Annotated in this window: 23 protein-coding genes; 13 read left to right on the top strand and 10 right to left on the bottom strand. The window is 29.7% G+C overall.

Going from position 1 to position 26,275, the window contains the following annotated elements:
* The first annotated feature begins 71 nt into the window (after nt 1-71).
* The 3 genes from DB313_RS00825 to DB313_RS00815 all read left to right on the top strand — a co-directional run bounded on the left by DB313_RS00825 (nt 72) and on the right by DB313_RS00815 (nt 4,754).
* A complete protein-coding gene (locus DB313_RS00825) occupies nt 72-1,916 on the top strand; it encodes a putative glycoside hydrolase (protein WP_174220828.1) in 1,845 nt (614 codons plus the stop codon).
* A 23-nt stretch (nt 1,917-1,939) separates the two neighbouring features.
* Complete coding sequence (locus tag DB313_RS00820) at nt 1,940-2,917, top strand: calcium/sodium antiporter (protein ID WP_120103973.1); 978 nt, start codon at nt 1,940-1,942, stop codon at nt 2,915-2,917.
* A gap of 76 nt (nt 2,918-2,993) precedes the next feature.
* Entirely contained in the window at nt 2,994-4,754 is a 1,761-nt protein-coding gene (locus DB313_RS00815) for a hypothetical protein (RefSeq protein WP_120103972.1), read from the top strand.
* Here DB313_RS00815 and DB313_RS00810 read toward each other — a convergent pair whose 3' ends face one another.
* Nucleotides 4,755-4,922 (bottom strand): hypothetical protein, encoded by a 168-nt coding sequence (locus tag DB313_RS00810; RefSeq protein ID WP_120103971.1) that lies wholly within the window; start codon nt 4,920-4,922, stop codon nt 4,755-4,757.
* 76 nt (nt 4,923-4,998) lie between these two features.
* Here DB313_RS00810 and DB313_RS00805 point away from each other — a divergent pair, with 76 nt between their 5' ends.
* Nucleotides 4,999-6,597, top strand: a complete 1,599-nt coding sequence (locus tag DB313_RS00805; protein ID WP_174220827.1) for a hypothetical protein — start codon at nt 4,999-5,001, stop codon at nt 6,595-6,597.
* Here the strand turns inward: DB313_RS00805 and alr are convergent.
* The 6 genes from alr to DB313_RS00775 form a co-directional block, all read right to left on the bottom strand.
* On the bottom strand, nt 6,589-7,689 hold the full coding sequence (alr, locus tag DB313_RS00800; RefSeq protein ID WP_120103969.1) for an alanine racemase: 1,101 nt from the start codon (nt 7,687-7,689) through the stop codon (nt 6,589-6,591). The two genes, DB313_RS00805 and alr, sit on opposite strands and share 9 nt — an antisense overlap.
* A 57-nt stretch (nt 7,690-7,746) precedes the next feature.
* The gene (locus tag DB313_RS00795) at nt 7,747-8,415 is read right to left on the bottom strand and encodes a BB0158 famile outer surface lipoprotein (RefSeq protein WP_238614505.1); all 669 of its coding nucleotides are present in this window, start codon (nt 8,413-8,415) and stop codon (nt 7,747-7,749) included.
* Between the two features lie 363 nt (nt 8,416-8,778).
* The gene (locus DB313_RS00790; RefSeq protein WP_120103968.1) at nt 8,779-9,504 is read right to left on the bottom strand and encodes a S2/P23 family protein; all 726 of its coding nucleotides are present in this window, start codon (nt 9,502-9,504) and stop codon (nt 8,779-8,781) included.
* Between the two features lie 228 nt (nt 9,505-9,732).
* Nucleotides 9,733-10,149, bottom strand: a complete 417-nt coding sequence (locus tag DB313_RS00785) for a hypothetical protein (protein ID WP_120103967.1) — start codon at nt 10,147-10,149, stop codon at nt 9,733-9,735.
* 3 nt (nt 10,150-10,152) lie between these two features.
* Nucleotides 10,153-10,575, bottom strand: a complete 423-nt coding sequence (locus DB313_RS00780; RefSeq protein WP_120104639.1) for a hypothetical protein — start codon at nt 10,573-10,575, stop codon at nt 10,153-10,155.
* Nucleotides 10,576-10,598: 23 nt separating this feature from the next.
* On the bottom strand, nt 10,599-11,735 hold the full coding sequence (locus DB313_RS00775) for an LIC_12708 family protein (RefSeq protein ID WP_120103966.1): 1,137 nt from the start codon (nt 11,733-11,735) through the stop codon (nt 10,599-10,601).
* 62 nt (nt 11,736-11,797) lie between these two features.
* On the opposite strand from DB313_RS00775, the gene secA reads away from it, so the two are divergent.
* Nucleotides 11,798-14,494 carry a preprotein translocase subunit SecA gene (gene secA, locus DB313_RS00770; RefSeq protein WP_120103965.1) on the top strand — a complete coding sequence of 899 codons (2,697 nt, stop codon included), beginning with the start codon at nt 11,798-11,800 and terminating at the stop codon, nt 14,492-14,494.
* 13 nt (nt 14,495-14,507) lie between these two features.
* Nucleotides 14,508-15,119, top strand: coding sequence for a superoxide dismutase (locus DB313_RS00765; protein WP_120104638.1), 612 nt, complete (start codon nt 14,508-14,510; stop codon nt 15,117-15,119).
* A 90-nt stretch (nt 15,120-15,209) separates the two neighbouring features.
* Here the strand turns inward: DB313_RS00765 and nagB are convergent, their stop codons facing one another.
* Together nagB and nagA are read right to left on the bottom strand one after the other, a co-directional pair.
* Nucleotides 15,210-16,013 carry a glucosamine-6-phosphate deaminase gene (gene nagB / locus DB313_RS00760; protein ID WP_120103964.1) on the bottom strand — a complete coding sequence of 268 codons (804 nt, stop codon included), beginning with the start codon at nt 16,011-16,013 and terminating at the stop codon, nt 15,210-15,212.
* 32 nt (nt 16,014-16,045) lie between these two features.
* Nucleotides 16,046-17,251: an N-acetylglucosamine-6-phosphate deacetylase gene (gene nagA / locus DB313_RS00755; RefSeq protein ID WP_120103963.1), complete on the bottom strand. Its 1,206-nt coding sequence runs from the start codon at nt 17,249-17,251 to the stop codon at nt 16,046-16,048.
* Between the two features lie 180 nt (nt 17,252-17,431).
* Between nagA and fliD the strand changes: the two genes are divergently transcribed.
* The 5 genes from fliD to DB313_RS00730 all read left to right on the top strand — a co-directional run bounded on the left by fliD (nt 17,432) and on the right by DB313_RS00730 (nt 23,631).
* The gene (fliD, locus tag DB313_RS00750; protein ID WP_120103962.1) at nt 17,432-19,432 is read left to right on the top strand and encodes a flagellar filament capping protein FliD; all 2,001 of its coding nucleotides are present in this window, start codon (nt 17,432-17,434) and stop codon (nt 19,430-19,432) included.
* Between the two features lie 114 nt (nt 19,433-19,546).
* The gene (locus DB313_RS00745) at nt 19,547-20,557 is read left to right on the top strand and encodes a flagellin N-terminal helical domain-containing protein (protein WP_120103961.1); all 1,011 of its coding nucleotides are present in this window, start codon (nt 19,547-19,549) and stop codon (nt 20,555-20,557) included.
* Between the two features lie 133 nt (nt 20,558-20,690).
* Nucleotides 20,691-21,809 carry a quaternary amine ABC transporter ATP-binding protein gene (locus DB313_RS00740; protein ID WP_120103960.1) on the top strand — a complete coding sequence of 373 codons (1,119 nt, stop codon included), beginning with the start codon at nt 20,691-20,693 and terminating at the stop codon, nt 21,807-21,809.
* A 6-nt stretch (nt 21,810-21,815) separates the two neighbouring features.
* Entirely contained in the window at nt 21,816-22,715 is a 900-nt protein-coding gene (locus DB313_RS00735; protein ID WP_120103959.1) for an ABC transporter permease, read from the top strand.
* A gap of 34 nt (nt 22,716-22,749) precedes the next feature.
* Complete coding sequence (locus DB313_RS00730) at nt 22,750-23,631, top strand: glycine betaine ABC transporter substrate-binding protein (protein WP_120103958.1); 882 nt, start codon at nt 22,750-22,752, stop codon at nt 23,629-23,631.
* Here the strand turns inward: DB313_RS00730 and yidD are convergent.
* Nucleotides 23,620-23,913 (bottom strand): membrane protein insertion efficiency factor YidD, encoded by a 294-nt coding sequence (gene yidD, locus DB313_RS00725; RefSeq protein ID WP_120103957.1) that lies wholly within the window; start codon nt 23,911-23,913, stop codon nt 23,620-23,622. The two genes, DB313_RS00730 and yidD, sit on opposite strands and share 12 nt — an antisense overlap.
* 157 nt (nt 23,914-24,070) lie before the next feature.
* On the opposite strand from yidD, the gene DB313_RS00720 reads away from it, so the two are divergent.
* Both DB313_RS00720 and DB313_RS00715 read left to right on the top strand, forming a co-directional pair.
* Nucleotides 24,071-25,282 (top strand): TolC family protein, encoded by a 1,212-nt coding sequence (locus DB313_RS00720; RefSeq protein ID WP_120104637.1) that lies wholly within the window; start codon nt 24,071-24,073, stop codon nt 25,280-25,282.
* Nucleotides 25,283-25,294: 12 nt separating this feature from the next.
* Entirely contained in the window at nt 25,295-26,257 is a 963-nt protein-coding gene (locus tag DB313_RS00715) for an efflux RND transporter periplasmic adaptor subunit (protein WP_120103956.1), read from the top strand.
* Nucleotides 26,258-26,275: the final 18 nt, after the last annotated feature.

The following is a 26,275-nucleotide window of genomic DNA, read 5'->3' as shown; positions in this document are numbered from 1 at the left end:
TCCAATTATTTGTTAAAATAGTATTTGTTTTGAAACAGTGCTTATTTTAAAAAAGGTTGGATGTTGTTTGTATGAAGTTTGAGATATATAGAATATTTTTTTGTCTGATTTATTTTTTTGTTTTTTGTTTTTTATTATGCTTTCATTTGTATTCGTTAGACGCTGGGTATTTTAAGAATAATGATTTATTTTTTGTACATAAAGGTGCATTGTACAAGAAGCATAATAATACAATATTTAAAGTTGAGCCGGAGGGGTTGGAGACTAGATGGGTGTATCCTTTTGCAAAACCTGTTCCTAAAAGGATAACTTCGGTTTATGAGGATTTTTATTCATCAAATGCTCTTTTAACAACGAGTGATTCTGTTTATTTTTCTCATAATTATTTTAAAAGCTTTATAAAATTGTTTGGAAGAGATAGCTTTAATAAAAATTCTTATATTACGTCAAGTGCATTATCTCAAGGAGAAAATAAGCATGTTGCTATTGGAACTTCTAATAGCGGAATCTATTTGAGTATGAATGGTAATTTGAATTTTAAAAGCTTAAATTCTTTAATTTCTAAAATTTATTTGAGTGCTGGTTATTATGATATTATTAGTGCAATAGAGTTTTCTAGGCGCAATCAAGGTGAATTATATTGTTCCTATGGAATTTATGGGGATATTATTTTAATTAATGTTTCTTTAGGAATTGTTAAAAAGTTAGAGTTTCCTTTTAAAAAGCAGATAGTTCGAATTATTGATTTGTCTAATTCAAAAGTCGAAAAATTGTTGGTTAGAACTTATGATAATCATTTTTATTCTTATGTTAATGGTAAATGGACTTTTGATGGTCAATTTTCTGTTTACAGAGAAGATTCTTTTGAAAAGTCAAAGAGAATGAATCTTGCTTCTAATAAAGGTTCTATTTATTTAACAGCTTATACTCTTAAAGATAAGTCTGCTGTTGATGCTAGGTTTGAATTTATAAAAAAATTAGGGATGAATGCTGTTATAATTGATTTTAAAGATGATACCGGTATTCTGACTTATTCAAGTGAACTGGTCCTTCCAAATAAGATAAAGGCTGTTAAAAATTTAATTGATGTACCCTATATTTTAAAGAAGGCGAGAGAGCTTGGCATATATGTTATTGCTCGCGTTGTTGTATTTAAAGATAAAAAACTTTATTCTTATAATAATTTTGAGTATGCTCTTTGGAATAAAACAAATAATCAACCTTGGGCAAATATAATAAGGATTGATGATGGTGATTCTTTTAAATATATTCAAAAGGAATATTGGGTAGATTTATTCTTAAAAGATACATGGGATTACAATATATCTATCGCAAAAGAAATTCAGTCTCTTGGGGTTGATGAAATTCAGTTTGATTATATTAGATTCCCAACGGATGGGCCTGTTTCTCTTATATCTTCGAGATTTAATAAGCATAATATGAGAGCAATTGATGCTCTTGAGTCTTTTTTAATTATGGCTAGAGAAAATATTTCTATTCCTATTTCGATTGATATTTACGGAAATAATGGGTGGTTTATTACAAATAGTATTGGACAAAATGTTTCTATGATTTCAGATTATGTTGATGTTATTTCTCCAATGTTTTATCCTTCCCACTATACTAATGATTTCTTAAATAATGAATTGTATTACACTACCCGTGCTTATAAGATTTATAAGGAGGGGAGCAATAGAGCTGCTGTGTTTTCTTTCAATAAAACTATAATTAGGCCTTATGTACAAGCTTTTTTGCTTGGTCAAGAACGATATGTAAGTAAGGAAATATATTTAGGATATTTTTCTAATCAGTTAAGAGGAATTAAGGAGTCCTTAGGCAATGGATTTAGTCTTTGGAATGCATCTAACATTTACTATATGGTTAAGAATGATTTAAGTGAATTCTTAACCAATTAATGTGATTTTAAAAGGAGATTATTTTGGAATACATGCATTTTTTTTATGTAGCATTTGGTATATTTTTATTGTATCTTGGTGGAGACTATCTTTTAAAGAGTTCTGTAAGTATTGCCACTTATTTTAAAGTTCCTAATCTTTTAATTGGTGTTACTATAGTATCGTTCTCAACGAGTGCACCAGAGCTTTTTACAAGCTTAATAGCATCCTTTAAAGGTAAAAATGAAATTATTGTTTCCAATATTATTGGAAGTAATATTATTAATATGTTACTTGCACTTCCCTTAACGGGGATTTTTTTGAGTATTGAAACGGAGTTTAAGAGACTTAAGCTTTCTTTTATAATTTTATTTTTATTAATGTTTCTCCTTTTAGTGCTTTCTTTTGATATAAATGCTTTAGCTTTTTTTAAAATGCCTTATTATAAGACTAGTTCATTAATAATTTTCATTTTCTTTTTATTTTATCTATTTTTATTTTACAGAGAAGAAAGGAAGTACAATTTTGTTTCAAAAGAAACAGAAGAAATTAATTGTAATTATGGTGTCAAATTTTTATTTTTAAATGCATTTTCATTAGTTTTAAGCATGTATTTTTTGTATTTAGGTTCAAAATTATTAGTAGATAGTTCAGTCTATATTGCAAACAATATTTTTAATGTTAGTGAGAAAGTTATTGGGATTATTCTTGTAGCTTTTGGAACTAGCATACCAGAGATTGTTGTTTCTTTATTTTCTGTGGCTAAAAAAGAAACAGAGATTGCTATTGGAAATATTATTGGGAGTAATATATTTAATATTGGATTGATTTTAGCTAGTAGTAGTTTTGTAAGACCAGTATTGATGAGTGATATTTATTTTGTTGACTTTATTATAATGGTTTCTGTATCTTTAATTTTATTATTAATAGTTAAATTTAAAGGAGTTTTTAGCAGGGGACCTTCTATTCTTTTTTTATTTTTGTATGCTTTATATAACATGTTTTTGTTTGTAGGTGTTTAACTCCCTTTAATTATTTTGTTAATGTGGTTATTATATGCTATTATTGTTTTTCATATGAGGAGATTGAAAGTATAAAATGAAAAAATTACCAGAAATTTTCTATCTCAATGATAAAGATCTGGATATTTTAATATCTCAGATAGGAATATCTTCAGATACTCAGAAGATGATTTTAAGAATTATTGTAGAGCATAAGCAAAATGGTATAGATTATGCTGGATTTATAGAGGATTATTCTGTTAAGATTCGTAGCCTTAAGGGAGAGCTTGATTTTTTATTTCGCAAGCTTTATGAGGTGAGAAGAGGAATTATTATTAATAGAGTAACGCCAGACGGGGAGTTTTTGCCTTATCGGATGATCATAACAGAAGAGGGGAGTTATGATTTTTATTATTATGCTATTGAGGATTTATTTTTAAAACATTATGTAGGAATAGAACTTTTTAGTAATTTGCTTACGGTTAAGAATATAGATGCAAATTTATTGGCTTTTGAGGAAAAATTTGTTACTATTTCCAATTCAGATATCAACTTAAGATACTTTCAAGAAAATGCTTCATTAAACAAGATTTTTGTTTTAAATTCTTTAATAGTTCCATCAGGGAAAGCTTTGTATTTTATTGAATTTATGAAGAAAATTTTATTTAGCATTGCTTCCAATAGTATGGTTAAAGATATTTTTGTTAAGGCTAAAAATTTAAAACTTAGCGAGTATGATCGAATTTTAGAAGATAGTATAAGTGGTGTTGGGGTTGTTTATAATCTTCTTTTGGGAATCTTGGAGAATAAGGATGAGATTCTAAATAAGAAGGGAGTTAATATTTCTAAAAATTACTTTACTTTCTTAGAAATATTAAATATTTATATCTCTAATGAAAAAAATTTAGAAGAGCTTAAGACTGTAGAAAGTATTAAGATAGATGAAACTTTAAAATCAATTGAAAAAACAATGGAGTTTAGGCCTGGATTTATTAATATAGATGAATTTAGAAAGATTCTTAAAGAGCATTCTGAGGAATTATCGGAACCTGAGTACTTTTTAAAAGTTGCCAATGAATATTTTTTTGAATCCAAGATTAAGGATGTTTTACCTAAAGTATTTAGCATTAAGTCTGGTATTTATTTATATAAACCATGTGTTTATTCTATGTTTTTAAAAGAATTTGATCGAATTTTAATTGATATTAAGGATGAATTAAGGAGTGAATTGTTTAAAATTCTTAAAAGTGGTAAAAATTCTTCTTCTATTCTTACGGAAGAAGGACTGGATAAAACTTTAAGAGAGTTTATTTCTAATTATGATATTAATGATTACTGTTTTAAAAATAAAGTTTCATTTCTTGATTTTATTGTCTCTCATTATAGGAGAGTTTCTAAAACACAGAATATACAGACGCATCTTAAAGATATAATAAAAACAGAGGCAGCTAAATATTTTAAGAATAGTAATGAATTTTTACCACTTTATAGGATATATAAAATAGACTTGTCTAGTATTTTAAATTCTGCTTACAAGGATTTGGGTTTGCTAAAAAAGATTGTTCTGTTCTTGACAGGGAAACATCAAAGCTATAAAGAGGCTTTATCTAGATTAGATATTAAGGTGGGGGTGAAAAGTGCAGGTCTTTTTGACCCAAATGAAAGAATGCAAAGGCAATTGGACAAGAGACGAAAACAAAGAGAAGATAAAAAAGAACAGATTAGGAATTCTTATGTTAGAAAAGGTAAAGAGAAGGAAAATTTGACTTCTAAGGAAGCAAAATTGAATAAGGACTATAGTAAAACAGAACAAGATGAAGCTTGGACAAAGTTTGGAGATAGACTTAATAAAAAATAACTAAAATAAATCCTTAGGTCTTCTTGCTATGTTCTTTGAAGACTGGCATTCAGCATAATGTCTTACCTTACCATTTTCAAATTTAGATTTCATGATAATTTTCCCACCCCATCTACTTAATAATTCCTTAGAACCACCTCTTTGAGCATTCTTGGAAAGTTTTGCCATCTTAAACTCCTCATCATGATATTAATTGTTGTATAATAAATTTATCAAAATAAGGTTAATTTATCAAGGAATAATTATGTTTTTTATAATGTTTTTTATGGCGTATAATCTTTTTTCCAAAGAAGTTTACTATAGATTTGTTGATTATGATATTAATTATAAAATAAAAGGAAAATATAAGATAAGTAAAGAAGAAGCTGAAGAAGAATGTGGATATAAGTTTACTTATAATAATGAAGGCAAGCTTGTATTTGTAGATTATATTGGCAAGCTCAATATCTTAATACCCTCTTTTTTTTGTGCAAATCAGATTAAAATAGAACATTCTAAGAATATAGAAAGGCGTTTGTTTTTAAATAGAGGTTTTGCTGTGCGGAATGCAAAGGATGTTTATGTTGAGCAAATAGAATATCTTCCAGGGGGCAGAATTAAGAATATTTTTAATTATAATAAATCTAATGAAATCATAAGGGATAAATATGGAGTTTTTTATTATTATTTTGTTTATCATGATAATAATAGCTTTGATGTTTATAGGTTTAGTGAAGCTGGTTTTCAAATTAAGGATTTAAATGATGTGCATTATACTAGGGTTGTCTATGATGATTCTGCTCGTACAAAAACGGTTTTGTATTATGATGATAATAACTATAATATAAAAGCTAAAAATGGAATATATGGGTTTAGATTAACTTATGATAGCGAACATAATATTATAAAGGAAGAATACTTAGACCAGGCATCTTATTTGTATGCAAATCCTTTTTCTGTTGCAATAAAGACATATCGTTATGATGTTGAAGGCAAGATTATTGAAATTTTAAATTATGATCTTAAGCACAATCTGACTCCTGATGAGAATAATGTAGCAATATATAGGTATGATTATAATTTAAAAGAAAAAGATTATTTTCATAAAGAATATAATTATGATCCTAATAATAATTTAACTATTAGTCAAAATGGTTATGCTATGAAGAAAACCATTTTTTATATACAAAATAATGAAAAAAGAGTAATAAATTATAGTAATAAAATAAATAAAAATTATAATAGTGATGTTCCTGCTAATTATGAGGAAAAATATGAGATAATGGATAATTTCAGGGGTATTGCGGTTTATAGTTATAAGTACGATAGTAATTTTTATTTGATTGAAAGCCTTTTTTTTGATAAAAATTTTAATTTAATAAATGATTTAAATGGTGTTATGATTTATAAGTATTCTTATAATGAGGATGGTCTTCTTGCAACCCAAGAGCATTATGGAGATTTTGATAATCCTATAGAAAATGTTGAAGGTGTTTTTAAGTATAAATTTGCTTATGATGTTAATGGAAATATGACTTTTAAGAGTAATTATTCTAAGAATGGAGTTTTGGTTGCGGATCTTAGTTCTGTTTTTGAATATGCTTATGAGTACGATAAACAAAATAGGCTTATTAGTCAGAAAAATTTTGGAAACTTGGGTCAGTTACAAGATGATGTTCATGGGGTTAGTATGTATAAATATGAGTATAATAAATTTGGGAAGATCGCTAAGAAGACAAATCACGGCCCGGACTTAAGATTAAGAGATGACATTGGAGGTATTTCGATTTGTAAATGGATCTATGATAGTAAAGGGAATTTGGTTGATTTTCAAAAATTTGATTCTTTGGGTAATTTAATATAAATATTTTTTGTTCTCGTGTTTTCCCATTGAGCAGAGTATTTCATAATTACTTATTCCAGATGCTCTACTAAGTTCATCTAAGGGTAATTTCTCAGAGACTATTTCTACTTTTTCTCCTATATTGATTTTTAGATCTTTAGGTATTTCGATTATTGTTATGTTCATACATACTTTTCCTCTAATTGGGCATTTTCTGTCTTTTATTAGAAAATAAAAATTGTTAGATGTATTTTGCGGAATACCATCAAAGTACCCAACAGGCACAAGTCCAATTTGTATGTCTTCTTTTGCGGTAAATAGACCAGAGTATGATACTTTTTCTCCTTTACTTATATTTTTCAGAAATATAACTTTTGAATATAAACTTAATACAGGCTTGAGATGTAAATTGTTTTTTGATCTATTTGGATTTGAATGGTATCCATACAAAATAAGTCCAGGTCTTACCATATTAAATTTTTCACATATGGTATAGTTTTCTGTGTGTTCTGAGTTGGATGCATGGATAAATTTGGGGTTTATGCTGTTTTGGTTAAGCTCATTTATGAAACATATAAATTTTTCTGTATGTTCTTTAGTAATTTTTATATCTTCTGTTGTAGGCAAATGAGTACAAACCCCTTCTAATTCTATGAATTTTGAGTTCTGAATTTGTCTAGCTAAGCTTAAAGCATTTTCTATCTTAATGCCATATCTATTCATGCCAACATCAACTTTTAAGTGAACCTTTATTTTTTTATTTTGTCTTAAGCATTCTTGTTCTATTAATGATAAGTATTGAGAATCAGCAACAAAGGGTATAATATCGTACTTTACCAGGTTTTTTATTTCACTTTTATCTGTGTTAATATAGAGTAATATTTTTGCATTTTTGTCAATTTTTTTAAGCTTTAAGGCATCATCTATCCAAAAAAGCCCAAAGTAATTTATTCCTTTTTCTTTTAAAAAGTTAAATGTTTCAATAAGTCCATGTCCATAAGCATCAGCTTTCAGAGTGGCTATTAGTTCTCTCCTTTGAATATGGTTTTTGATTATCATTAAATTATGTTCTAAGTTTTTAAAGTTTATTATGATTTCTTTGTGTCTGTTCATTTTTTATATTATATATTAGTGGGTTTGAAATAAAACTTTTTATGTTTTTAAGTTGATTTATTCTACTGGTATTGGGAAATGTTTGAAATTTTGATCTTTATAAACTGTTCTTAATTCTTTTTGAAAGTCGTTATATATCTTGGGATTGATTCTTATCTTATATTTTTTTTCTATCCCATTTTTTTTATTTTTTACTGTTATTCTTGCAATGATATAGTACCAATGCGGATGCTTATAATATCCAGTAATCGTTTTTGCAAGTGTGGGTGTTTTTATTACTCCAAAAGAATATGCATCCGTGCAGCCTTCTTTTTGTGAATTTTGTTTGCCGGTTGCCATGCTATTTAAGTAATATATAAAATTTCCATCATCAGGAGTTAAGAATTCTAATTGGGTTATTTCATATTTTTGAGAAGCTTCATTCGACAAATCAAATGAAATAGTAGCTGCTGAACCAATAATGACAAAAGCATTTACAAATGAATAAGTTATTCCTTCAAGTTCTTTTATTTTTTGACCTTCAGGGTTTGTTAATTCCATATAAGGTGCGCTAACTGCTACTTCAGCTGGTACAAAAAAGATACTTTGTTGTAATTTTTTAACATCTACTTTTATATTTTCTTTTACAATATATTTAGTACCTTGAAATAGGTCTATTTTATCTGTTGCAAACAGGAATTGACTTAATCCTATAAAGAGAAGAGATAAAATTGATTTTTTTGACACTAGTACTTGTATCCTTTTTAAGTAATTTGTTATTTTAAAGATAAAATTATAAAATTTATCCAATTATATCATATGAAGAAACTTTGATAAATATTATGATCTTAAGGATTAGGTTAGCTCTAGTAGTGATTCATGGCTTTTGTTTAAAGGCTAAATCTTCTGGATTTGGCTTTTTAAGGATATAAATTTTTTGAATTATTATTTAAAAATAATAAGTTAATAATGGGATTATATGAGTATATAAAGTTTAATAAAAATAATATTTCATCGAATGGAAAATTATGTAAGCAATCTAAAGAAAGTATGGATTTTTGTTTTCGATACCGAAACTAAAAGGGCACAAAAAATAATGCGCTATGCACATTATTTTAAGTCATTAAATAAATCAAAAGCTAGTTCTTTAATATCTGGATATAATCTGGCCACTTCTTTTAATAGATCATGTACAAATTTTGAGTTTAAAGATATTTCATAGGTTTCTAATCTTTGAGTTTTTTTGTTTTTTAAAGTTAGTTCAGCAATCATATAGTTCCATTCTCCATTTATATATGTATGGTCAAATGCCAATCTAACTTCATCACTTATTAGCATTCCAAAAGGATAGGATGTTACATAACCGTATTCCCTTGATGGCTCAGGTGGGAGTAACACAGAGTTTTTAATCTCTAGGTCATCACCTGCTGTTTTTAGTTTTAGGTCGTCAACTATGTATTCTAAGTCACCTTTTGCAGTTGTTTCAACAAGAATTAAAAACGATACAGTATCACTCAATTCTCCATTCATCTTAATAGGAGAAACTACATAAGAATAACCTATCTTTCCCCTAAGAGCAGAAATTTGTTTTCCTTGTTTATCAAGAATTGGCATTGCTTTTGTCTTTTTCCAAGACACAGTTGCACTTTTAGATATTACAGGTAATTCTTTTATGTATTTTTCTCCATCGATGAATTCTAGTGTATGATTTCCTGTTTGTATCCCAACTTCTCCACTTAATTTAACTTCCTGATGTTTTCTGAAAAAAGCACATCCTGCTATTAAAAAAAATAACGTGGGAAATACGAAGAATTTTATATTTATTTTGTTTGGCATAATATTTTTCTCCTTTTATGACATATGTCTACCTTTAAGCAATGATGTTAAATATATTTGATGGGAATTACACATGCATAAATTGAGTTGACATATTCTCCTTCTTTTATAATGATATTACCATTTTAAATTTATCCAATAATGTTATCATTTTTTAGTGATATTATTACATGTTTTTAATTATTTTTTAGAAATTAATTAAAATTGTAGATAGTATATTGATTTGAATTATAGTAAAGGTACTTTTGCTGCAAAAAAGTGAATTATTCCAATAATTATTGAAAAGACTCCTATTAATTTCTTATTGCTTTCAAGTAAAGATTTAAATTTTCCATATTCTTTATTGTTTTGAATGTTTGTTGGAATCTTTTGGCTTAAGAAAAAAATAAATCCTATAAAAAATAAACTAATAGCAGGAAGTAAATTTCCAATTATTGGTAAACTATAAGGTGTAATTATTTCAAAGATGCTAGCTACTAGAAATACTGATCCGAAAATGCTTCTTATATTTTTGTTATCATTAATTAAATTTACAAATTCTTCAAATATAATGAAAAACTTAAATTTTTCTCTTAAAAATGGGAATGCTAGTACTATGCCTCCCAATATATTAAGTAAGACTGATATAAAATACATTTGCAACATCGCTCACCCTCCAAAATCTAGTGTTTTACTAAAGTAAGCCTTATTTCCTTTTTGATTTATTAGGATTACATTTAATAAACTCTCATTTCTATATGCAACATTAGTATATAATGTATAGTTAATCTTGTCTATGTAAATCATATTATTTTCAATAAGCTTATTATCTAAGTATACTTCTAAGCTAGCTTTTCCTAAGTCCTTATTTTGACTTTGAATATTGATTTTAAGATGTAAAGTTTTATTTTTTTTTGTGTGTTCTATTACTACTACAGGTTTATAACTTAGTTCAGATTTTGTAAATGCGGGAATTAATGCTATTTTTATAATAAATAGCATTATGACAAAAATTATTCCGACAATTAAGTGTTTAGTTAATCTTTGTTTGTACTTTCTTTGTTTTTTTGTTATGCAATCTTTGTTTCGCATAGATGTTAATCTAATAATAGGGGTCATAATTTAAGCAAGGTGTTTAAATTCCACCAATAAACACTTGCCCCACTTTTTTCTCCATAAAGTATGCTAAGTATTCCATCCCTAGATAGACTTTCAGCAAGAAATGTAAGGTGTGGAGGTTCAATTAAAACCATTTGTTCCTTAATTTGTCCCTTGTTATCCAAGCTCCATATTAAAGTATTAAGCAGATTTTTTATGTTAGTAGATGCTATTATTTTATCTTTTTGAATTCCAATGATATTGATAAAACTTTCTTGTTGGTCGTCTAATAAATTTTTGGGTAAGATAATTTTGTCCTTTATTTCAAATTCTTTATTGTTGTTTAAACTTATTTTGTGGAGATATTGATTTTTAATCCTTACGCCAAGATCGTTAATATTTTCATTAGTTCCAATGTTTTCATAATAGGTTGTCTTTACATAAATAATTTTTTTACTTACTTCAAAAAATACTTTATCTATTGATATGTTATATTTTTTAGTTTCTTCTTCAGGTATTTGTAGCATATGTTTATTAATATAAATCTTGTAAAGAGGCAATAAATTGTTATCATAAGAATATATGATATACCCTTCACTATATATAGTTATTATTGCTATATGATTTCCATCATCAATATTTATGTCATAAACTTGTGGAAATGGTGTTCCATTTTGGCCCTCTTGCCCTAGCACTTCTACAGATAAATCTTTATTTAAAATAAATATTTTCGTAAAGTATGCAATATTTTCCTTCTCATCAAATTTAGCTTTTCTGTTGTCAAGTTTATCTGACACTACAATAAAATCTTTTGATGGATAGATGGCTTGAATGTTTTCAAAATCTACTTTTTTGATTTTAAGGTCATGATTTGTTTTAAATATTCCATTTTGGTAAGCTTGAATTAATTTCCCATAAGAATTAAAAATCATTAATTTGTTTGCTTTTGCTTCTACAATGTACACGAGTCCGTTGTATGTTTTAATATCAAAGCTTGAATTGTTAAATTTGTTCTCAAGTGGTGCAATTTCTCCGGGTAGTGTTCCAAATGGTATTTTAAATTGCTTCTCTCCTAGTTCGTTTAAAGTTTTAGGGTTACATGATATAATTACAAAAAGTAAACTTAGTATGTAAATTTTATAAAACTTTCTCATGTTTTAGATGGTATTATTTTAAATGGTTAAAAGTCAATTATTTGGGAGAATTGATACCTAATATGTTAAAAGCGATATTTGAGACAGCTATTGGTTCGAAAAGCAAGAGAGATTTGAAAAATTATCTTCCTGCTTTAAGAAATATCAATAAGCTTGAATCTTGGGCACTTTCTTTGTCGGACGAAGACTTTAGTAGAGAGACAGATAGATTTAAAAGTGAACTTAAGGAAGGTAAAACTTTAGAAAATATACTAGAGAGAGCTTTTGCTCTTTCTAGAGAAGCTGCTAGGAGGCGCCTTAAGGAGAGACCTTATGATGTTCAACTTATTGCAGGACTTGCACTTCATCAGGGGAAAATAATAGAAATGAAGACGGGAGAGGGTAAAACTCTATCTTCCGTACAGGCTGCATATCTTAATAGTTTAACGGGTGATGGTGTTATTATTGTTACTGTTAATGATTATCTTGCTGAGCGTGATTCAAATTGGATGAAACCAGTTTTTGAGCTTTTGGGAGTTAGTGTTGGTGTTGTGCTTTCTAACATGGATTATGATAGAAGAAAATTGGAATATGGCAAAGATATCACTTATGTTACAAATAATGAACTTGGATTTGATTATTTAAGAGATAATATGCGCTTTGATTTAGCGCAGAAATCTTTAAGAAATTTTAATTATTGTATTATTGACGAAATTGATTCTATTTTAATTGATGAAGCTAGAACCCCTTTAATTATTTCAGGTTCTACTGAGGGGGATACTAAGGCTTATCTTGAAGTTAATTCTTTGGTATCTCTTTTAAAGGAATGTTCTAAGGATCCAAAAACTGGGGATTATCCTTTAGAGATTGATGACCTTGATGGAGATTATACGGTTGATGAGAAGAGTAAGAGAATATCTTTTACGGTAAATGGGTTAAATAATCTTGAGAAAATTTTAGTTTCAAGAGGCATAATTAAGGGGTCTATGTATATTGACTCTAATTTTAATTATGTTCACTATATGACGCAAGCCTTAAAAGCTCATTTGCTTTTTTTAAAAGACAGGGAATATATTGTAGGAGAATCTGGAGTTGAGATTGTTGATGAGTTTACGGGTCGTATTTTAACGGGACGAAGATATTCTGATGGATTACACCAGGCTATTGAAGCTAAGGAGGGTGTTAGGGTTGCTAGTGAAAATAAAACTATGGCAACAATTACATTTCAGAATTTATTTAGAATGTTTAAGAAGATTTCTGGGATGACAGGTACGGCTGATACGGAGGCTAAGGAATTTCATAGAATATATAACCTTGATGTTGTAGTTGTTCCTACAAATAGATTGGTGGCAAGGATAGATGAGGATGATGTTATTTATTATACTGAAGAATTTAAGTTTAATGCGATTACTGAAGAAGTTTACGAGGCTTATAAGAGAGGACAGCCTGTTCTTGTTGGGACGGTATCTATTGAGAAATCTGAGATTTTGTCAAACATGTTTAAAAATAAGGGAATTAGACATGAGGTGCTTAATGCAAAGAATCATTTCCGTGAAGCTTTAATTATTGCTGAAGCTGGTGCAAAGCATTCTGTTACTATTGCTACTAATATGGCTGGTAGAGGTACTGACATTAAGCTTGGGGGTAACCTTGAACACCGAGTTCGTAAGAAAATTGGAACAGGAGCAAGTCTTGAAGAGTTTCAAAAGGCTGTTTGGGAAGAAAGGGAGCTATATCTTAAAGATTATGAGGAAGTGAAAGAGCTTGGTGGACTTTATGTTATTGGTAGTGAACGACATGAGTCAAGAAGAATAGATAATCAACTTAGAGGGCGAGGGGGAAGACAGGGAGATCCAGGACGCTCAAGGTTTTATGTATCTCTTGAAGATGACTTGATGCGTCTTTTTGCAGGCGACAGTTTAAGGTCATTAATGGGAAAACTTGGAATGGCTACAGGAGAGCCTATTGCACATTCCTTGCTAACAAGATCCTTGGTTAATGCACAAAAGAGAGTGGAAGATAGAAATTTTGAAATTAGAAAACATCTTTTGGAATATGATGATGTTATAACAAAACATAGAGAGTTTATTTATTCTCAAAGAGATTCAATACTTGCTGATAATAACATTAAGGAGCGCCTTCTTCTTTCTTTAAGGGAGTATCTTGATTTTTTGTTTGATAAGGTTAAGGGTGATGTGGTTACGGGTTCTGTATTGAGTGAAATAAATTCAATTTTTGCTTACATGATGGAGAATATTGGTTCTGTTGAGGGCATTAGTATTTTAGATTTAAAAGATAAATTAATGGAAATTGCAAAGGCCAATTTAGGTGCAAAAGAAGATTTAATTGGACCTGAGCTTTTAAATGAATTTTTAAGATATGAATATTTAAGAAATATTGATTTTAAATTTCAAGAACATCTTGCAAATCTTGATTCTTTAAGAGAGTCTGTTTATCTTAGATCTTATGCTAATAAGAACCCTATTACTGAATACAAGGAAGAGGGGTTTGCAATTTTTAGTGAACTTGTTAAAGATATTAAGGTTGAGACTTTAAGACGAACTTTGCAGATGAAAGTTGATGTTGATTCTAGTGATTATAAAAATAAACCTCTTAAGAAAATAAATGCTACTCATAAAAAGATTACAGATTTCGTTTCTGGAGAAGGAGATAATGCTAGAGGAATACAAATAGTTAGAAGTAGCCCAAAAATTGGAAGAAATGAGCCTTGTCATTGTGGAAGTGGTAAAAAATATAAAAATTGCCATGGAAAAGGCTAAAGAGGAGGATTTTATGTTTAAGTTGCCAGAACTTGGTTATGCTTATGATGCTGTAGAGCCATATATTGATGCTAGAACTATGGAAATTCACCATAGCAAGCATCATAATGCGTACACAGTAAATTTAAATTCTGCCCTTGAGAAGACAGAAATAAATTATTCTAAAGATATTGAAAGTATATTAAAAAATATCCAGCGTTTTCCTCAGGAATTGCAAACACCAATAAGAAATAATGGTGGTGGTTATGTTAACCATAATATGTATTTTAGAATCTTGAGACCTGGAAATAAAGATAATATTTTAGAAAATTTTGAAGAACATGTGAATACTACTTTTGGAAATCTTGATAAGCTTAAGATGGCTTTAAAAGACTCAGCTATGAAGATATTTGGGAGTGGTTGGGCATGGTTAGTTCTTCATGGAAAAAGGGAATTGCAAATAATAACAAGAGTAAACCAAGATAGTCCTTTAATGGAAGATTATGACCCTATTTTAGGTATTGATGTATGGGAACATGCTTATTATCTTAAATATCAAAATAGGAGAGTAGATTATCTTGATGCGTTCTTTAAGGCTTTAAACTGGGAAGAAGTTTCAAGAGTATATAATGAGATAATAGAATAATATTATTTTAAAAAATTTAAACCAAGCTAGGCAGAAATTAATTGTAGAGCCTAGTTTAGTTTATGTATTGTTAGTTGAAATTGAGTAACCTTATATATCGTTATTAAAATTGTTTTTTTCAATGTCATTGAAGTATTTTACTGTACCAACTTTAAGTTCGTGTGTTGCAACTTCATCTGAGACGATAATTGCTTGTTTATGTAGTTGAAGGGCGCTAATTGTCCACATGTGATTAACTCCGCTCTCAATAGCATGTTTTAGTGCTCTTGCCTTATTATGTCCATTTACAATAATTAGAACTTCTTTTGAATCCATAATGGTACCTACTCCTACAGTTAAGGCACTTTTGGGAACTTTAGTGATATCGTTATCAAAAAATCTTGAATTTGCAATAATTGTATCTTGAGTCAAGGTTTTAATTCTTGTCCTTGATTGAAGAGATGACCCTGGTTCATTAAAAGCAATATGACCATCAGGCCCAATTCCTCCCACAAAGAGCATAATTCCGCCATAAGATTTAATTTTTTTCTCGTAGTCTTCGCATTCTTTGTAAGGATTAGTAGCATTTCCATTTAGAATATTTACATTTTCATTTTTTATATCTACATGTGAGAAAAAATTATTCCACATAAATGAATGGTAGCTTTCAGGGTGGTTTTTATCTAGTCCTATATACTCGTCCATATTAAATGTAACCACATTCTCAAATGAAATTTTTCCAAGTTTATTCATTTCAATTAGGTTTTTATACATTCCGAGAGGTGAGCTACCTGTTGGAAGCCCCAAAACGAATGGGTTTTCTTTTGTTGGTGAAAATTCTTTTATTCTCATGGCTACATGGTTGGCAGCCCATTTTGAAATATCTTTATAGTCGGGTCTAATGATTAATCTCATTTATACATATCTCCTTGTTTTTACGATTAAAATCAAAGTTTATTAAAAATTATTTTTGATTCTATCATCGTTAATTTTAAGTTTAAGTCTTTATCAAGGACATTTATATTTGCATCGTAGTCATGACATATTAATCCTTTTTTTTCAAGATTAATTATTCTTGTTGGGTTGTATGAACTTGTTTGAATGGCTTCGCTTAAGCTATAGCCAAATTCTACTAAATTTTTAACACCTTGTATCATTGTAAGAGATGAACCTGCTATTGTATCATTTTCTACTGTGTGAAATAAACCATCACTCTTAAGGTAAACTTCATCTCCATTAGCGATTAATTTTCCAGTTGTCTGTAGTGTTGGCGTTAAACCGTCGGTTACAAGAATCAATTTGCTTATGTCTTTAAGCTTTCTAAGCATTAAGACAAGTTTTGGATGAATATGGTATCCGTCAGCAATAATTTCACAAGATACATCTCCATGAATTAAGACTGCTCCTATTGCATTTGGATTTCTATGGTCAAGTTTTGACATTGCATTGAAGAAGTGAGTTGTATGAAGTATTCCTACTTGAAAAGCCTCAATCATATTTTCATATTTTGCGTTGGTATGTCCTGCTTGAAGTGTTATATTGTTTTCCATGCAAAACATTGCAAGCTCTCTCATTCCCTTAAGCTCAGGTGCAACTGTCATTGTAGCAATATTTGTTCTTTTTCTTCCAAAAGAATCTATGAAAGTACCACCTGCTGCGTCTATGAATTTTTTCATGATGTCGATGCTTGGTTCTTGAAGATAAGAGATAGGATGAACCCCTTTTTTTTCAGGAGAGAAAAATGGTCCCTCAAGGTGAAGTCCTAAAATCTTAGCACCCTTTTCTTTGCCTATAGCGTTTATACATGCTTTGATAGTTTCAATCATTTCATCAATTGGACGGGGATAAAGTGTAGGCAAGAAACCTACTACTCCATACTCTGCTAAATGCTGTGACATTTTAATTATTGAGTCTGTTGAGCATTGGTCAGTTCCATAGCCACAAAAGCCATGTATGTGATTATCGTAAAGACCTGGCGTTATATAGTTTCCCTTAATATCAATCATTTCATAGTCTTTTAGATCCATTTTGTCAAGTCTTTCGGCTGTTACGATATCAAAAATTTTACCGTTTTTAATAAGGACAGCTGAATTTTCTATTTTATCATTTCCTGTCAGCACAGATTTTGAATTGAATAAACAGAAATTTGCCATATTTACTCTCCTATGAACTTAAATTTTACTATAAGCAGTTGTGTTTTTAAAGGTATTTATTTTCTTAAGTATGTTTTTGATTTTTATGTATTAACCACTTTGTTGGTTTTCTAGTTAAGCTTTATTATTAATGTTTTCATGTCTTCTGTGTTAAACTTTTTTAGTACAGGGGGTATTTTCATGTCTTCTGGATTTTTTGTTCCAGGTGTAGATAGTAAGTATAATACGAAAGAAATACGAGAATCGATGCTTAAGGGTGATAAGGCTAAAATAGATACATCCTTAAAGAAGCTTGAACACTTAGAACAGGAAAAGATCGCTTGGCAGGTGATTAATAGGAAGGTTTCTACTCTAAATTCACTTGCAAAGCAAATTACATCTCTTAACAGTCCTTTTAATCACATGTCAGGGAAGTCTAGTGATAATGATGTACTTTCTATGTCTGCTCGTTATGGAGCTAAGAATGAAACTTATAGGATTAATGTTAATCAAATAGCCAATTCAGATGTTTTTTTATCTGCAAATTTTAAACAAAAAGAGATTACCATTCCTGCTGGAGATTATACATTTTTAGTTGGTACTAAAGAGATTAAGTTTAAGAATAATGGAGATATTGAATCTCTTGTAAGAGATCTTAATAATCGCGGTAAGGGATTTTTAACTGCAAAAGTTGTCAAAAGTGATAATGCTGGGAATAGTAGACTAATTTTACAATCTTTGAAGGAAGGTGAATCTAATAAACTTATTATGAAGGATGAAGCTTTAAAACTTGCTAAACAAATAGGCATTTTAAGTGAACTTGAAACAAATTTTACCCCAAATCTTACAGAAATTATTAATAGTCAACAGAATAGTAGCAATAATATTTCTCTTAATAAGGGTAATATTACAATGGAACCTCTCTCAGAAATTTCAATAAATATTCCAGAAAATATTGAGATTAGCGGTGGAAGTAAAATTAAATTTGAGATTAAATATCATGACACAGATGATGAAGGGGTTTTAAATGAAATTGTTTTTAACCCCGGTAAGGCTACATTTGAGGATGCTAAGGTTGAGGGTGAAGATAGCATAATTAATCTTGGCCCTGATCATAAACCTCCTTTAAGGGAAAAAAAATATATTCAAATGAATATGGTAAAAATACACGGTAATTCGGGTTCTTTGGAATTACCTCCAATAAATGTTTCAAGTGAATTTGAAAAAGTTGAGGTTGAAATTGGGGCACTTTTGGATTTGAAAGAAATAAATATTGAAAATAAAGTTAATAACAAGGTATTCACTATTCGTAATATTGAGATTTTTGATCCAAGAAATAGAGATGGTTATTTACCAATAAATGCAAAAAGCTTTGCTGAGAATGCAAAGGTAAGATTTGATGGAGTTGATGTTGAGCGTGATTCAAATACCATTAATGATTTAATTCCTAATGTTACATTAAATTTGAAGAAAGCATCGGAAGAAGTTATTATTGCTCAGGTTGAGCCTGATTATGAGGGAATTAAAAAACTTTTATTAGATTTTCTTGTGGCTTATAATGAAGTTCTTGCTGAGATTAATATTGTAAGTTCCAATGAAGATAATACGGAAGGTAAAAAGTCAGATGTGCTAGAGGAATTGACTTATTTAAGTGAGGAGAGTAAGGAAGAGGCATACAAGAATTTGGGGATTCTTAGGTCGGAATTTGCATTAAAAAATCTTAAGGCAAGACTAGAGTCAATTATATTTAATAGTTATAGGACTAATGATCCTAATTTTTCAATAATAAGCCAAATAGGAGTATTTACTAATTCTATATCTTCTTCTGGTGGGCTTTCTCGTTATTTGCAACTTGATGAAAAAAAATTTAATGAAATAATACAAAATAATATTAGCTCAGTAAGAGAACTTTTTGCGTTTGATCTTAATGAGGACCGACTTTATGATGATGGACTTGCTAAGATACTTGGGGACTATCTGTTTCCTTTAGTAAGTTCTGGAGGGTTTATTTACAATAAAGTAAGGAGTTATGATCTTAAGATTCCTAATCAAAAGAATGTGGTTGAGGATTATAGGAAGAAATATGAGGAACGAGAGAGAAAAGTTGAGGGAGAACTTAATACTTTAGATTTCACTGTCAAGAGAATGAAGGAGCAAGAGGAAGTTCTTAAATCTTTTGATTTACAGAGACAAAATAAGTAATGAATTTAATTTAAATTGGTGTTTTATTTATTTTTTTCTTGTTTTTGTGATATCCTTTTTAAAAGGCGAAGGGATTTGCCAAAATTATAGAATATAATCATGGAGGAATGATATATGATCATAAATCATAACACTTCAGCTATTAATGCTTCAAGAAATAATGGCATTAATGCTAGTAATCTTAGTAAAACTCAAGAGAAGCTTTCTAGTGGGTATAGAATTAATCGTGCGTCTGACGATGCTGCTGGTATGGGTGTTGCTGGGAAGATTAATGCTCAAATTAGAGGATTGTCTCAGGCATCTAGGAATACTTCAAAAGCTATAAATTTTATTCAAACAACAGAAGGGAACTTGAATGAAGTAGAAAAAGTATTGGTAAGAATGAAAGAGCTTGCAGTTCAATCTGGTAATGGTACATATTCAGATGCAGACAGAGGTTCTATTCAGATTGAAATTGAGCAACTTACAGATGAAATTAATAGAATTGCTGATCAGTCTCAATATAATCAGATGCACATGTTATCAAACAAATCTGCTGCTCAAAATGTAAAAACAGCGGAAGAGCTTGGAATGCAACCTGCAAAAATTAATACACCAGCATCATTGTCTGGAGCGCAAGCTTCATGGACATTGAGAGTGCATGTGGGTGCAAATCAAGATGAGGCTATTGCTGTTAATATTTATGCAGCTAATGTTCCTAATCTTTTTGCCGGTGAGGGTGCACAGACAGCAGCGGCAGCTCCAGCTCAGGCAGGAACTCAGCAAGAGGGGGCACAAGAACCAGCGGCAGCGGCAGCTCCAGCTCAGGGGGGAGTTAATTCTCCGGTTAATGTTACAACTACTGTTGATGCTAACATGTCACTTGCAAAAATTGAAAATGCTATTAGGATGATAAGCGATCAGAGAGCAAATCTTGGGGCTTTCCAAAATAGACTTGAGTCTATTAAGAATAGTACTGAATATTCTATTGAAAACTTAAAAGCATCTTATGCTCAAATTAAAGATGCTACAATGACAGATGAAATTGTTTCATCTACAACTAATAGTATATTAACACAATCTGCTATGGCGATGATTGCACAAGCAAATCAAGTTCCACAGTATGTACTATCACTTCTTAGATAAATTTGATTCTTTAAGTAAGAAAGGGTCTTTATAAAGACCCTTTCTTTTTTGCTTACATCAGGGAAAATATTGATGTTTTAGTATAATTGATATTAATGTATTTTAATTACAATGTTTTCATTAGGAGTGCGCTTTGTATAAGGCTAGCGTTAGAGTCAGGAACCTTTATAAAACATTTTCTTATAGTAATAATAAAAAGCAAATAGTTAAAGCAATAAATAGTTATGAGGCGGGAAAAGATAGAGCAGAAATTTATAGGGAGTCTTCCATCTTTATTGCAAATGCTAATATTAGCCTTGATGTTTATGAAAATGAGATTTTAGTTATTATGGGAATGTCAGGCTGTGGTAAGTCTACTTTTGTTAGATGTCTAAATGGTATATATAAAATAGATTCTGGGTCTATTTTGGTAGATAATATTGAGATGAATGATATTAATCAAAAGGATCTTTCTGCTTTAAGAAAAGATAAATTTGCCATGGTATTTCAAAATTTTGGACTTTTTCCACATATGAATGTTTTAAGAAATGTGACTTATGGACTTGAAGTTAAGGGTATTTGTAAAAAAGTTAGAATACAGAAAGCTCTTGATGTTTTAAGACTTGTAGGACTTGAAGATGCTCAATATAAATATATAAATGAACTCTCAGGTGGAATGAAACAAAGAGTGGGCATAGCACGAGCTTTGGTGGTTAATCCAGATATACTTTTAATGGATGAGGCTTTCTCAGCTCTTGATCCTTTAATCCGGGGAGAAATGCAGGATGAACTTTTAAGATTGGTAGATAAATTAAAGAAGACAGTTGTATTTATTACACATGATTTAATTGAGGCTTTTAAGTTGGGTAATAGAATAGCTTTTATGAAAGATGGAGAAATTATTCAAGTAGGGAACCCTTTGGAGATATTGGAAAATCCTAGTACAGATTTTATAGCTAATTTTATTAAAAATCTTCCTGTTTTAAGCATTTTAAAGATTAAAGATATTATTAAGATGGATTTTGCTATTAGTGAGGATTCTGATGGATTTAATGTTATTATTAAAAAAGAAGACAATGAGTTTAGCTTATACAATACAACTAATAAAATAAGATATAGTAATCTTGTTTCTTTGAAATTAGGGTTGGATGATGAGATAAAAAGTATTGTTCAATATTTAAATAAATTAAATTATTTAATAATAACTGATGATCAAGACAATATTATTGGATATATTGATTTAGGGGAAATTACTGGCTTGTTGTCGAAGTAGTGATTTATGGATAGAGATTTTGTAGTATCTAGTATAGATAAATTTTTTAACTTTTTGGTTGACAATTTTGCGGATTCGAATGGTATAGGATTTTCAAGGATTGTTCTTTTATTTTACGAAAATTTAAAAAATTTATTTCTTTTTATTAATCCTATTCTTTTTATTGTTATTATTTGTGTTTTTAGTGTCTTATTTTTAAAGAAAAGATTAGCTTTGTTGATTATGTTAGGGTTTTGTTTCATTTTATATTTTAATCTTTGGGAAGTTTCAATGGATACTGTATCAATTATTTTTGTGTCTGTGCTATTTTCCGTAATTTTGGGAATTCCAGTAGGTATTTTAGGTGGATATTATTCTAAGTTTTATGTATTTTTAAAGCCAATACTTGATTTAATGCAAGCAATGCCTCCTTTTATTTATTTAATACCGGCTATACCTTTTTTTGGCATGGGAACATCTTCGGCTATTTTTGCTACAATAATTTTTGCAATGCCTCCAGTTATTAGATATACAAGATTAGGAATTGTGCAGGTACCAGGGGAGGTAGTTGAGGCTGCAAAATCTTTTGGGAGTAGTAATTTTCGTATTCTTTTCCAAATTCAGTTACCATTGGCTCTTCAAAGTATAATAGAGGGAATTAACCAATCGATAATGATGGCAATATCTATGATAGTTATTGCAGCGATGGTTGGATCATCAGGATTAGGTAGGACTGTAATATATTCTGTTGAAAGATTGAATTTTGGTGAAGGTTTAATATCGGGATTAGCTGTTGTTGTAATAGCTATTATTTTAGATAGGATTATGCAAACCATTTTTATTAAATTTAGTTATTTAAATACTGACAATTATGGAATCAAGAAAGAAAATAAGTTTAAGAGATTTTTGGAAATGTATAATAAATAATATTATTTGTGTGAATAGGTGGAGAGTTTTTTTGATGAAAAGGTTATTTATCGTTATTTTAATAATTTTTATTTTTACCTTACTTTCTTGTGACAAAAACGATGATTTGGAAATTTCAAAAACAGTCAAAATTGCGTATGTTAATTGGATAGGCGAGACAGCTGCTACTAATGTTATTAAGGTTGTTTTTGAGAGAATGGGATATAAGGTGGAGATATTCCCCGTTACAGCATCTGTTATGTATCAGTATTTGGCATCAGGTCAGATAGATGGGATGGTATCTGCTTGGATTCCAACTGCGGATAAATTTTATTATGAAAAGCTCAAGGATAAATTTATTGATCTTGGAGCTAATTATGAGGGGACATTACAAGGATTTGTGGTACCTAGTTATGTTACAATCTCTAGCATTGCTGAGCTTAAGGGTAGAGGAGCTGAGTTTGGGAATAAGATAGTAGGCATAGATGCTGGGTCAGGTACTCAACTTTCTGTAGAAGAAACTCTTAAGCGTTATGAATTAGATAAAGAATATGAGCTTATTCCTTCAAGTGAGAGTGTAATGCTTGCAAGTTTAGAGTCTGCTATTAAGAAGAATGAGTGGATTGTGGTTCCTTTGTGGAAACCCCATTGGGCATTTGCTAAATATGATGTTAAATTTTTAGATGATCCTTTATTATCAATGGGTAAATCTGAAAGTGTTCATACTCTTGTGAGACTTAAACTTAAAGAGGATGATCCTGATGCATATTATCTATTTGATAATTTTTATTGGGATGATAGCTTAGTATTGCCTTTAATAGATAAAAACTATAAAGAGCCCGGACGAGAATATAAGAATGCTATTGAATTTGTTGATAAAAATAAAGAACTTGTTAAAAGCTGGGTACCGGATAAATATAAAAATTTATTTGATTAATCTTTTTCTAAATTCCTTTAATGAGTTTAATATTGGTTTTTCGGTTGGTAGTGATTCGGATCCGCCTTTGAATAATGCATTGCATCGCAGTAGTCTTAGTATGATTAAAAATAATGCTGTTAGAATGTTGTATTTTCTTAGGCATTCTAATGCATAATTTGAACAACTAGTTTCATATATGCAATGAAAACCAACAATTTTGGAAAAAGTTTTTTGATATATTATAACTAATAAGATAGCTATTAGATTAAATATCAGGAAAAATCTTTTTAAGATACACATGTTTAAAATTATATTATGTTATTATTATTCAATAAATGATCTTAAGTAATAAGTAGTGTATGTAAAATAGGATAGTTATATTTTTGTATTTTAGGGGGATAACATTAAAAGATTGGTATTAATTTTTGTTTTAGTATCTTCGTCTTATGCAGAAATTATGCAAATATCTCCTGAAGATGCTGTTCGTATGGCTTTAGACAGTAATTTAGACGCCAAGAATGCCGAGTATAGAGAAAAGATAAAAAGATTATATAAAGATAATGCTTGGAATGTTTTTGTTCCAAGCTTAGGTGTTAATGCGGGACTTTCAAGAGTACCTTCTTCCATGCCTAATTCAGAAGAGAAGGATTATTGGGGCGTGGGACTTGGAGCTTCTGCTAACCTTGCATTAAACCCATCCGTTTTTAAGAAACTTCAACTTACCATTCTTGATTATGAGAGGGCTAAAATAGATAGAGAGAAGGCTATTAGGAATATTAGGCTGGGCGTTCTTAAAATGTATAATGAGTTGATAGCTTTAAAGATTACTTTAGAAGTTTTGGAAAGCCAGCTTAAAAATAGTAAACTTAAATATGACCAAGCTAGCATTGCGTATAATAATGGACTTTTATCTGAGTTAGATTATCTTGATGCTAAGCTTAAGTATGATAAGTCCCAACCCGCTTTAGATGAACAAATTATTAATTTTGAAAAATTAAAAGAAACATTTAAATTGTTAATAGGATTGGATGTTCTGCAAGATTTTGAGACTGTAGGAGAATTATCAGACGAAATACTAGATTTTTCATTGCTTAGTGAAGTCATAGATGTAAACGAATTGCCAGATATCAGAGCTCTAAACAATTCTTCTAGGAGCATACAAAAATCTCTTGATGCTATTTGGTTAGATACTTTCTTGCCAAGTTTTTCTTTTGGAATCTCCTATTCTGCGTCTATTCCTTTTAGTGGTAGTTCAGTTGGTTTATCAAAGAATGGGTTTTCTGCTTCATTGGGCTTGCAGTATAATTTAACGGGAATGTTACCATTTTCAGGTAACTTTACAAATATATGGGATAAAGACTATCAATTAGAAATATTAAAAAATCAAGCTTCAAATGAAATCCGCAAATTTAAATCTAGTATTGTGCATAAGCGTAAAGATGTAAGAAGATATAAATCTATTTTAGATGCTTCAAAGATGAATTTGGAGTTGTCTAGAAAGAATTATCAAATGGCTTTTGATGCCTTTAATTCAGGTGGAATAGATCTTTTAAAATTAAATGACATTGAAGTTTCTTACAAAAAGAGTGATTTACAGTTTATAAGAGATAAATTAAATTATGCTAATGCAATCCTTGAATATAAAGATTTAATAAATGCATTAGACTAATAGGGATGTTTTATGAATTTAATTTTTAGTATTAGGTTTAGTGTTAAGTATTATTTATTGTGCTTAAGTGTGTTACTTCTTTTTTCATGTAATAGGAGCTCTGGAAAAGAGACTCAAGAAGCTATGACTGGGAATGATGCTAATGAACCTTATAAATTTCCAGTTATTGCTATGAAAGCTAGAAAAGGAACTTTAAGTAATTATATTGCGCTAAATGGTGATATAGATACCAAGGTTAAAACAGATGTATTTCCAGATGCTACAGGTAAAATAACAACTCTTAATGTAAGACTTGGGACTTATGTAAATAAGGGACAAGTGATTGCAACACTTGATCCTTCAAAGCCAGGCGCGCTTTATTTAAAGAGCCCAGTAAAAGCTCCAATTTCTGGATATGTTTTAGCTGTTAATCGTAAAATTGGTGAAACGGTTGGACCTCAAACGAGTATTGCTTTAATAGGTAGAGTAGATACAATTCAAATTAGGGCTTATGTATCTGAGAGGTATATTTTGGATGTTAAACCTGGCAACAATGCAGTTATTGAGATTGAATCTTATCCTGGTGAGAAATTTAAAGCGAAAATTTCAGAAGTATCTCCTGTACTTGATTTTAAGAGTCGTGCAGCTGAAGTGTATCTTGAACCTGTGGGAAATAATGCAAAAAAGATGGTTATTGGGATGTTTGCAAAAGTCAAAATTGTTACTAATCATTTAAAAAATGTAATAAAAATTCCAAGTAGCGCTTTTGTAGAGAGGGAAGGAAAGAGGTTCGTTTTTAGGGTAAATGAAGATACGAAAACAGTACAGATGTTATTTCCTGTAATAGATTTTGAAGTAGATAATATTGTGTCTGTTATGGATGGAATTAATGAAGATGATTTAATTGTTATTGAGGGCATGTCGCCTCTTTCTGATGGAGCTTATGTGAATATAGTAGAAATTAGAGAAGGGCTTACAAGTGAAGATAATGTGTAATTTTTATTGGAGAAAGGT

This window comes from Borrelia turcica IST7 (assembly GCF_003606285.1).
GTDB classification, from domain to species: Bacteria; Spirochaetota; Spirochaetia; order Borreliales; family Borreliaceae; genus Borrelia; species Borrelia turcica.
This window is presented reverse-complemented; position numbering and strand designations above follow the sequence as displayed.

Excerpts from the sequence above, each read along its gene's own strand:
- DB313_RS00815 (WP_120103972.1), top strand. The coding sequence starts at position 2,994 with ATGAAAAAATTACCAGAAATTTTCTATCTCAATGATAAAGATCTGGAT.
- DB313_RS00735 (WP_120103959.1), top strand. The coding sequence starts at position 21,816 with ATGGATAGAGATTTTGTAGTATCTAGTATAGATAAATTTTTTAACTTT.
- DB313_RS00715 (WP_120103956.1), top strand. The coding sequence starts at position 25,295 with ATGAATTTAATTTTTAGTATTAGGTTTAGTGTTAAGTATTATTTATTG.
- fliD (WP_120103962.1), top strand. The coding sequence starts at position 17,432 with ATGTCTTCTGGATTTTTTGTTCCAGGTGTAGATAGTAAGTATAATACG.
- secA (WP_120103965.1), top strand. The coding sequence starts at position 11,798 with ATGTTAAAAGCGATATTTGAGACAGCTATTGGTTCGAAAAGCAAGAGA.
- DB313_RS00730 (WP_120103958.1), top strand. The coding sequence starts at position 22,750 with ATGAAAAGGTTATTTATCGTTATTTTAATAATTTTTATTTTTACCTTA.
- DB313_RS00745 (WP_120103961.1), top strand. The coding sequence starts at position 19,547 with ATGATCATAAATCATAACACTTCAGCTATTAATGCTTCAAGAAATAAT.
- alr (WP_120103969.1), bottom strand. The coding sequence starts at position 7,689 with ATGAACAGACACAAAGAAATCATAATAAACTTTAAAAACTTAGAACAT.
- DB313_RS00785 (WP_120103967.1), bottom strand. The coding sequence starts at position 10,149 with ATGTTGCAAATGTATTTTATATCAGTCTTACTTAATATATTGGGAGGC.
- DB313_RS00775 (WP_120103966.1), bottom strand. The coding sequence starts at position 11,735 with ATGAGAAAGTTTTATAAAATTTACATACTAAGTTTACTTTTTGTAATT.
- yidD (WP_120103957.1), bottom strand. The coding sequence starts at position 23,913 with ATGTGTATCTTAAAAAGATTTTTCCTGATATTTAATCTAATAGCTATC.
- DB313_RS00720 (WP_120104637.1), top strand. The coding sequence starts at position 24,071 with ATGCAAATATCTCCTGAAGATGCTGTTCGTATGGCTTTAGACAGTAAT.
- DB313_RS00805 (WP_174220827.1), top strand. The coding sequence starts at position 4,999 with ATGTTTTTTATAATGTTTTTTATGGCGTATAATCTTTTTTCCAAAGAA.
- DB313_RS00765 (WP_120104638.1), top strand. The coding sequence starts at position 14,508 with ATGTTTAAGTTGCCAGAACTTGGTTATGCTTATGATGCTGTAGAGCCA.
- DB313_RS00790 (WP_120103968.1), bottom strand. The coding sequence starts at position 9,504 with ATGCCAAACAAAATAAATATAAAATTCTTCGTATTTCCCACGTTATTT.
- DB313_RS00780 (WP_120104639.1), bottom strand. The coding sequence starts at position 10,575 with ATGCGAAACAAAGATTGCATAACAAAAAAACAAAGAAAGTACAAACAA.
- DB313_RS00810 (WP_120103971.1), bottom strand. The coding sequence starts at position 4,922 with ATGGCAAAACTTTCCAAGAATGCTCAAAGAGGTGGTTCTAAGGAATTA.
- nagB (WP_120103964.1), bottom strand. The coding sequence starts at position 16,013 with ATGAGATTAATCATTAGACCCGACTATAAAGATATTTCAAAATGGGCT.
- DB313_RS00825 (WP_174220828.1), top strand. The coding sequence starts at position 72 with ATGAAGTTTGAGATATATAGAATATTTTTTTGTCTGATTTATTTTTTT.
- nagA (WP_120103963.1), bottom strand. The coding sequence starts at position 17,251 with ATGGCAAATTTCTGTTTATTCAATTCAAAATCTGTGCTGACAGGAAAT.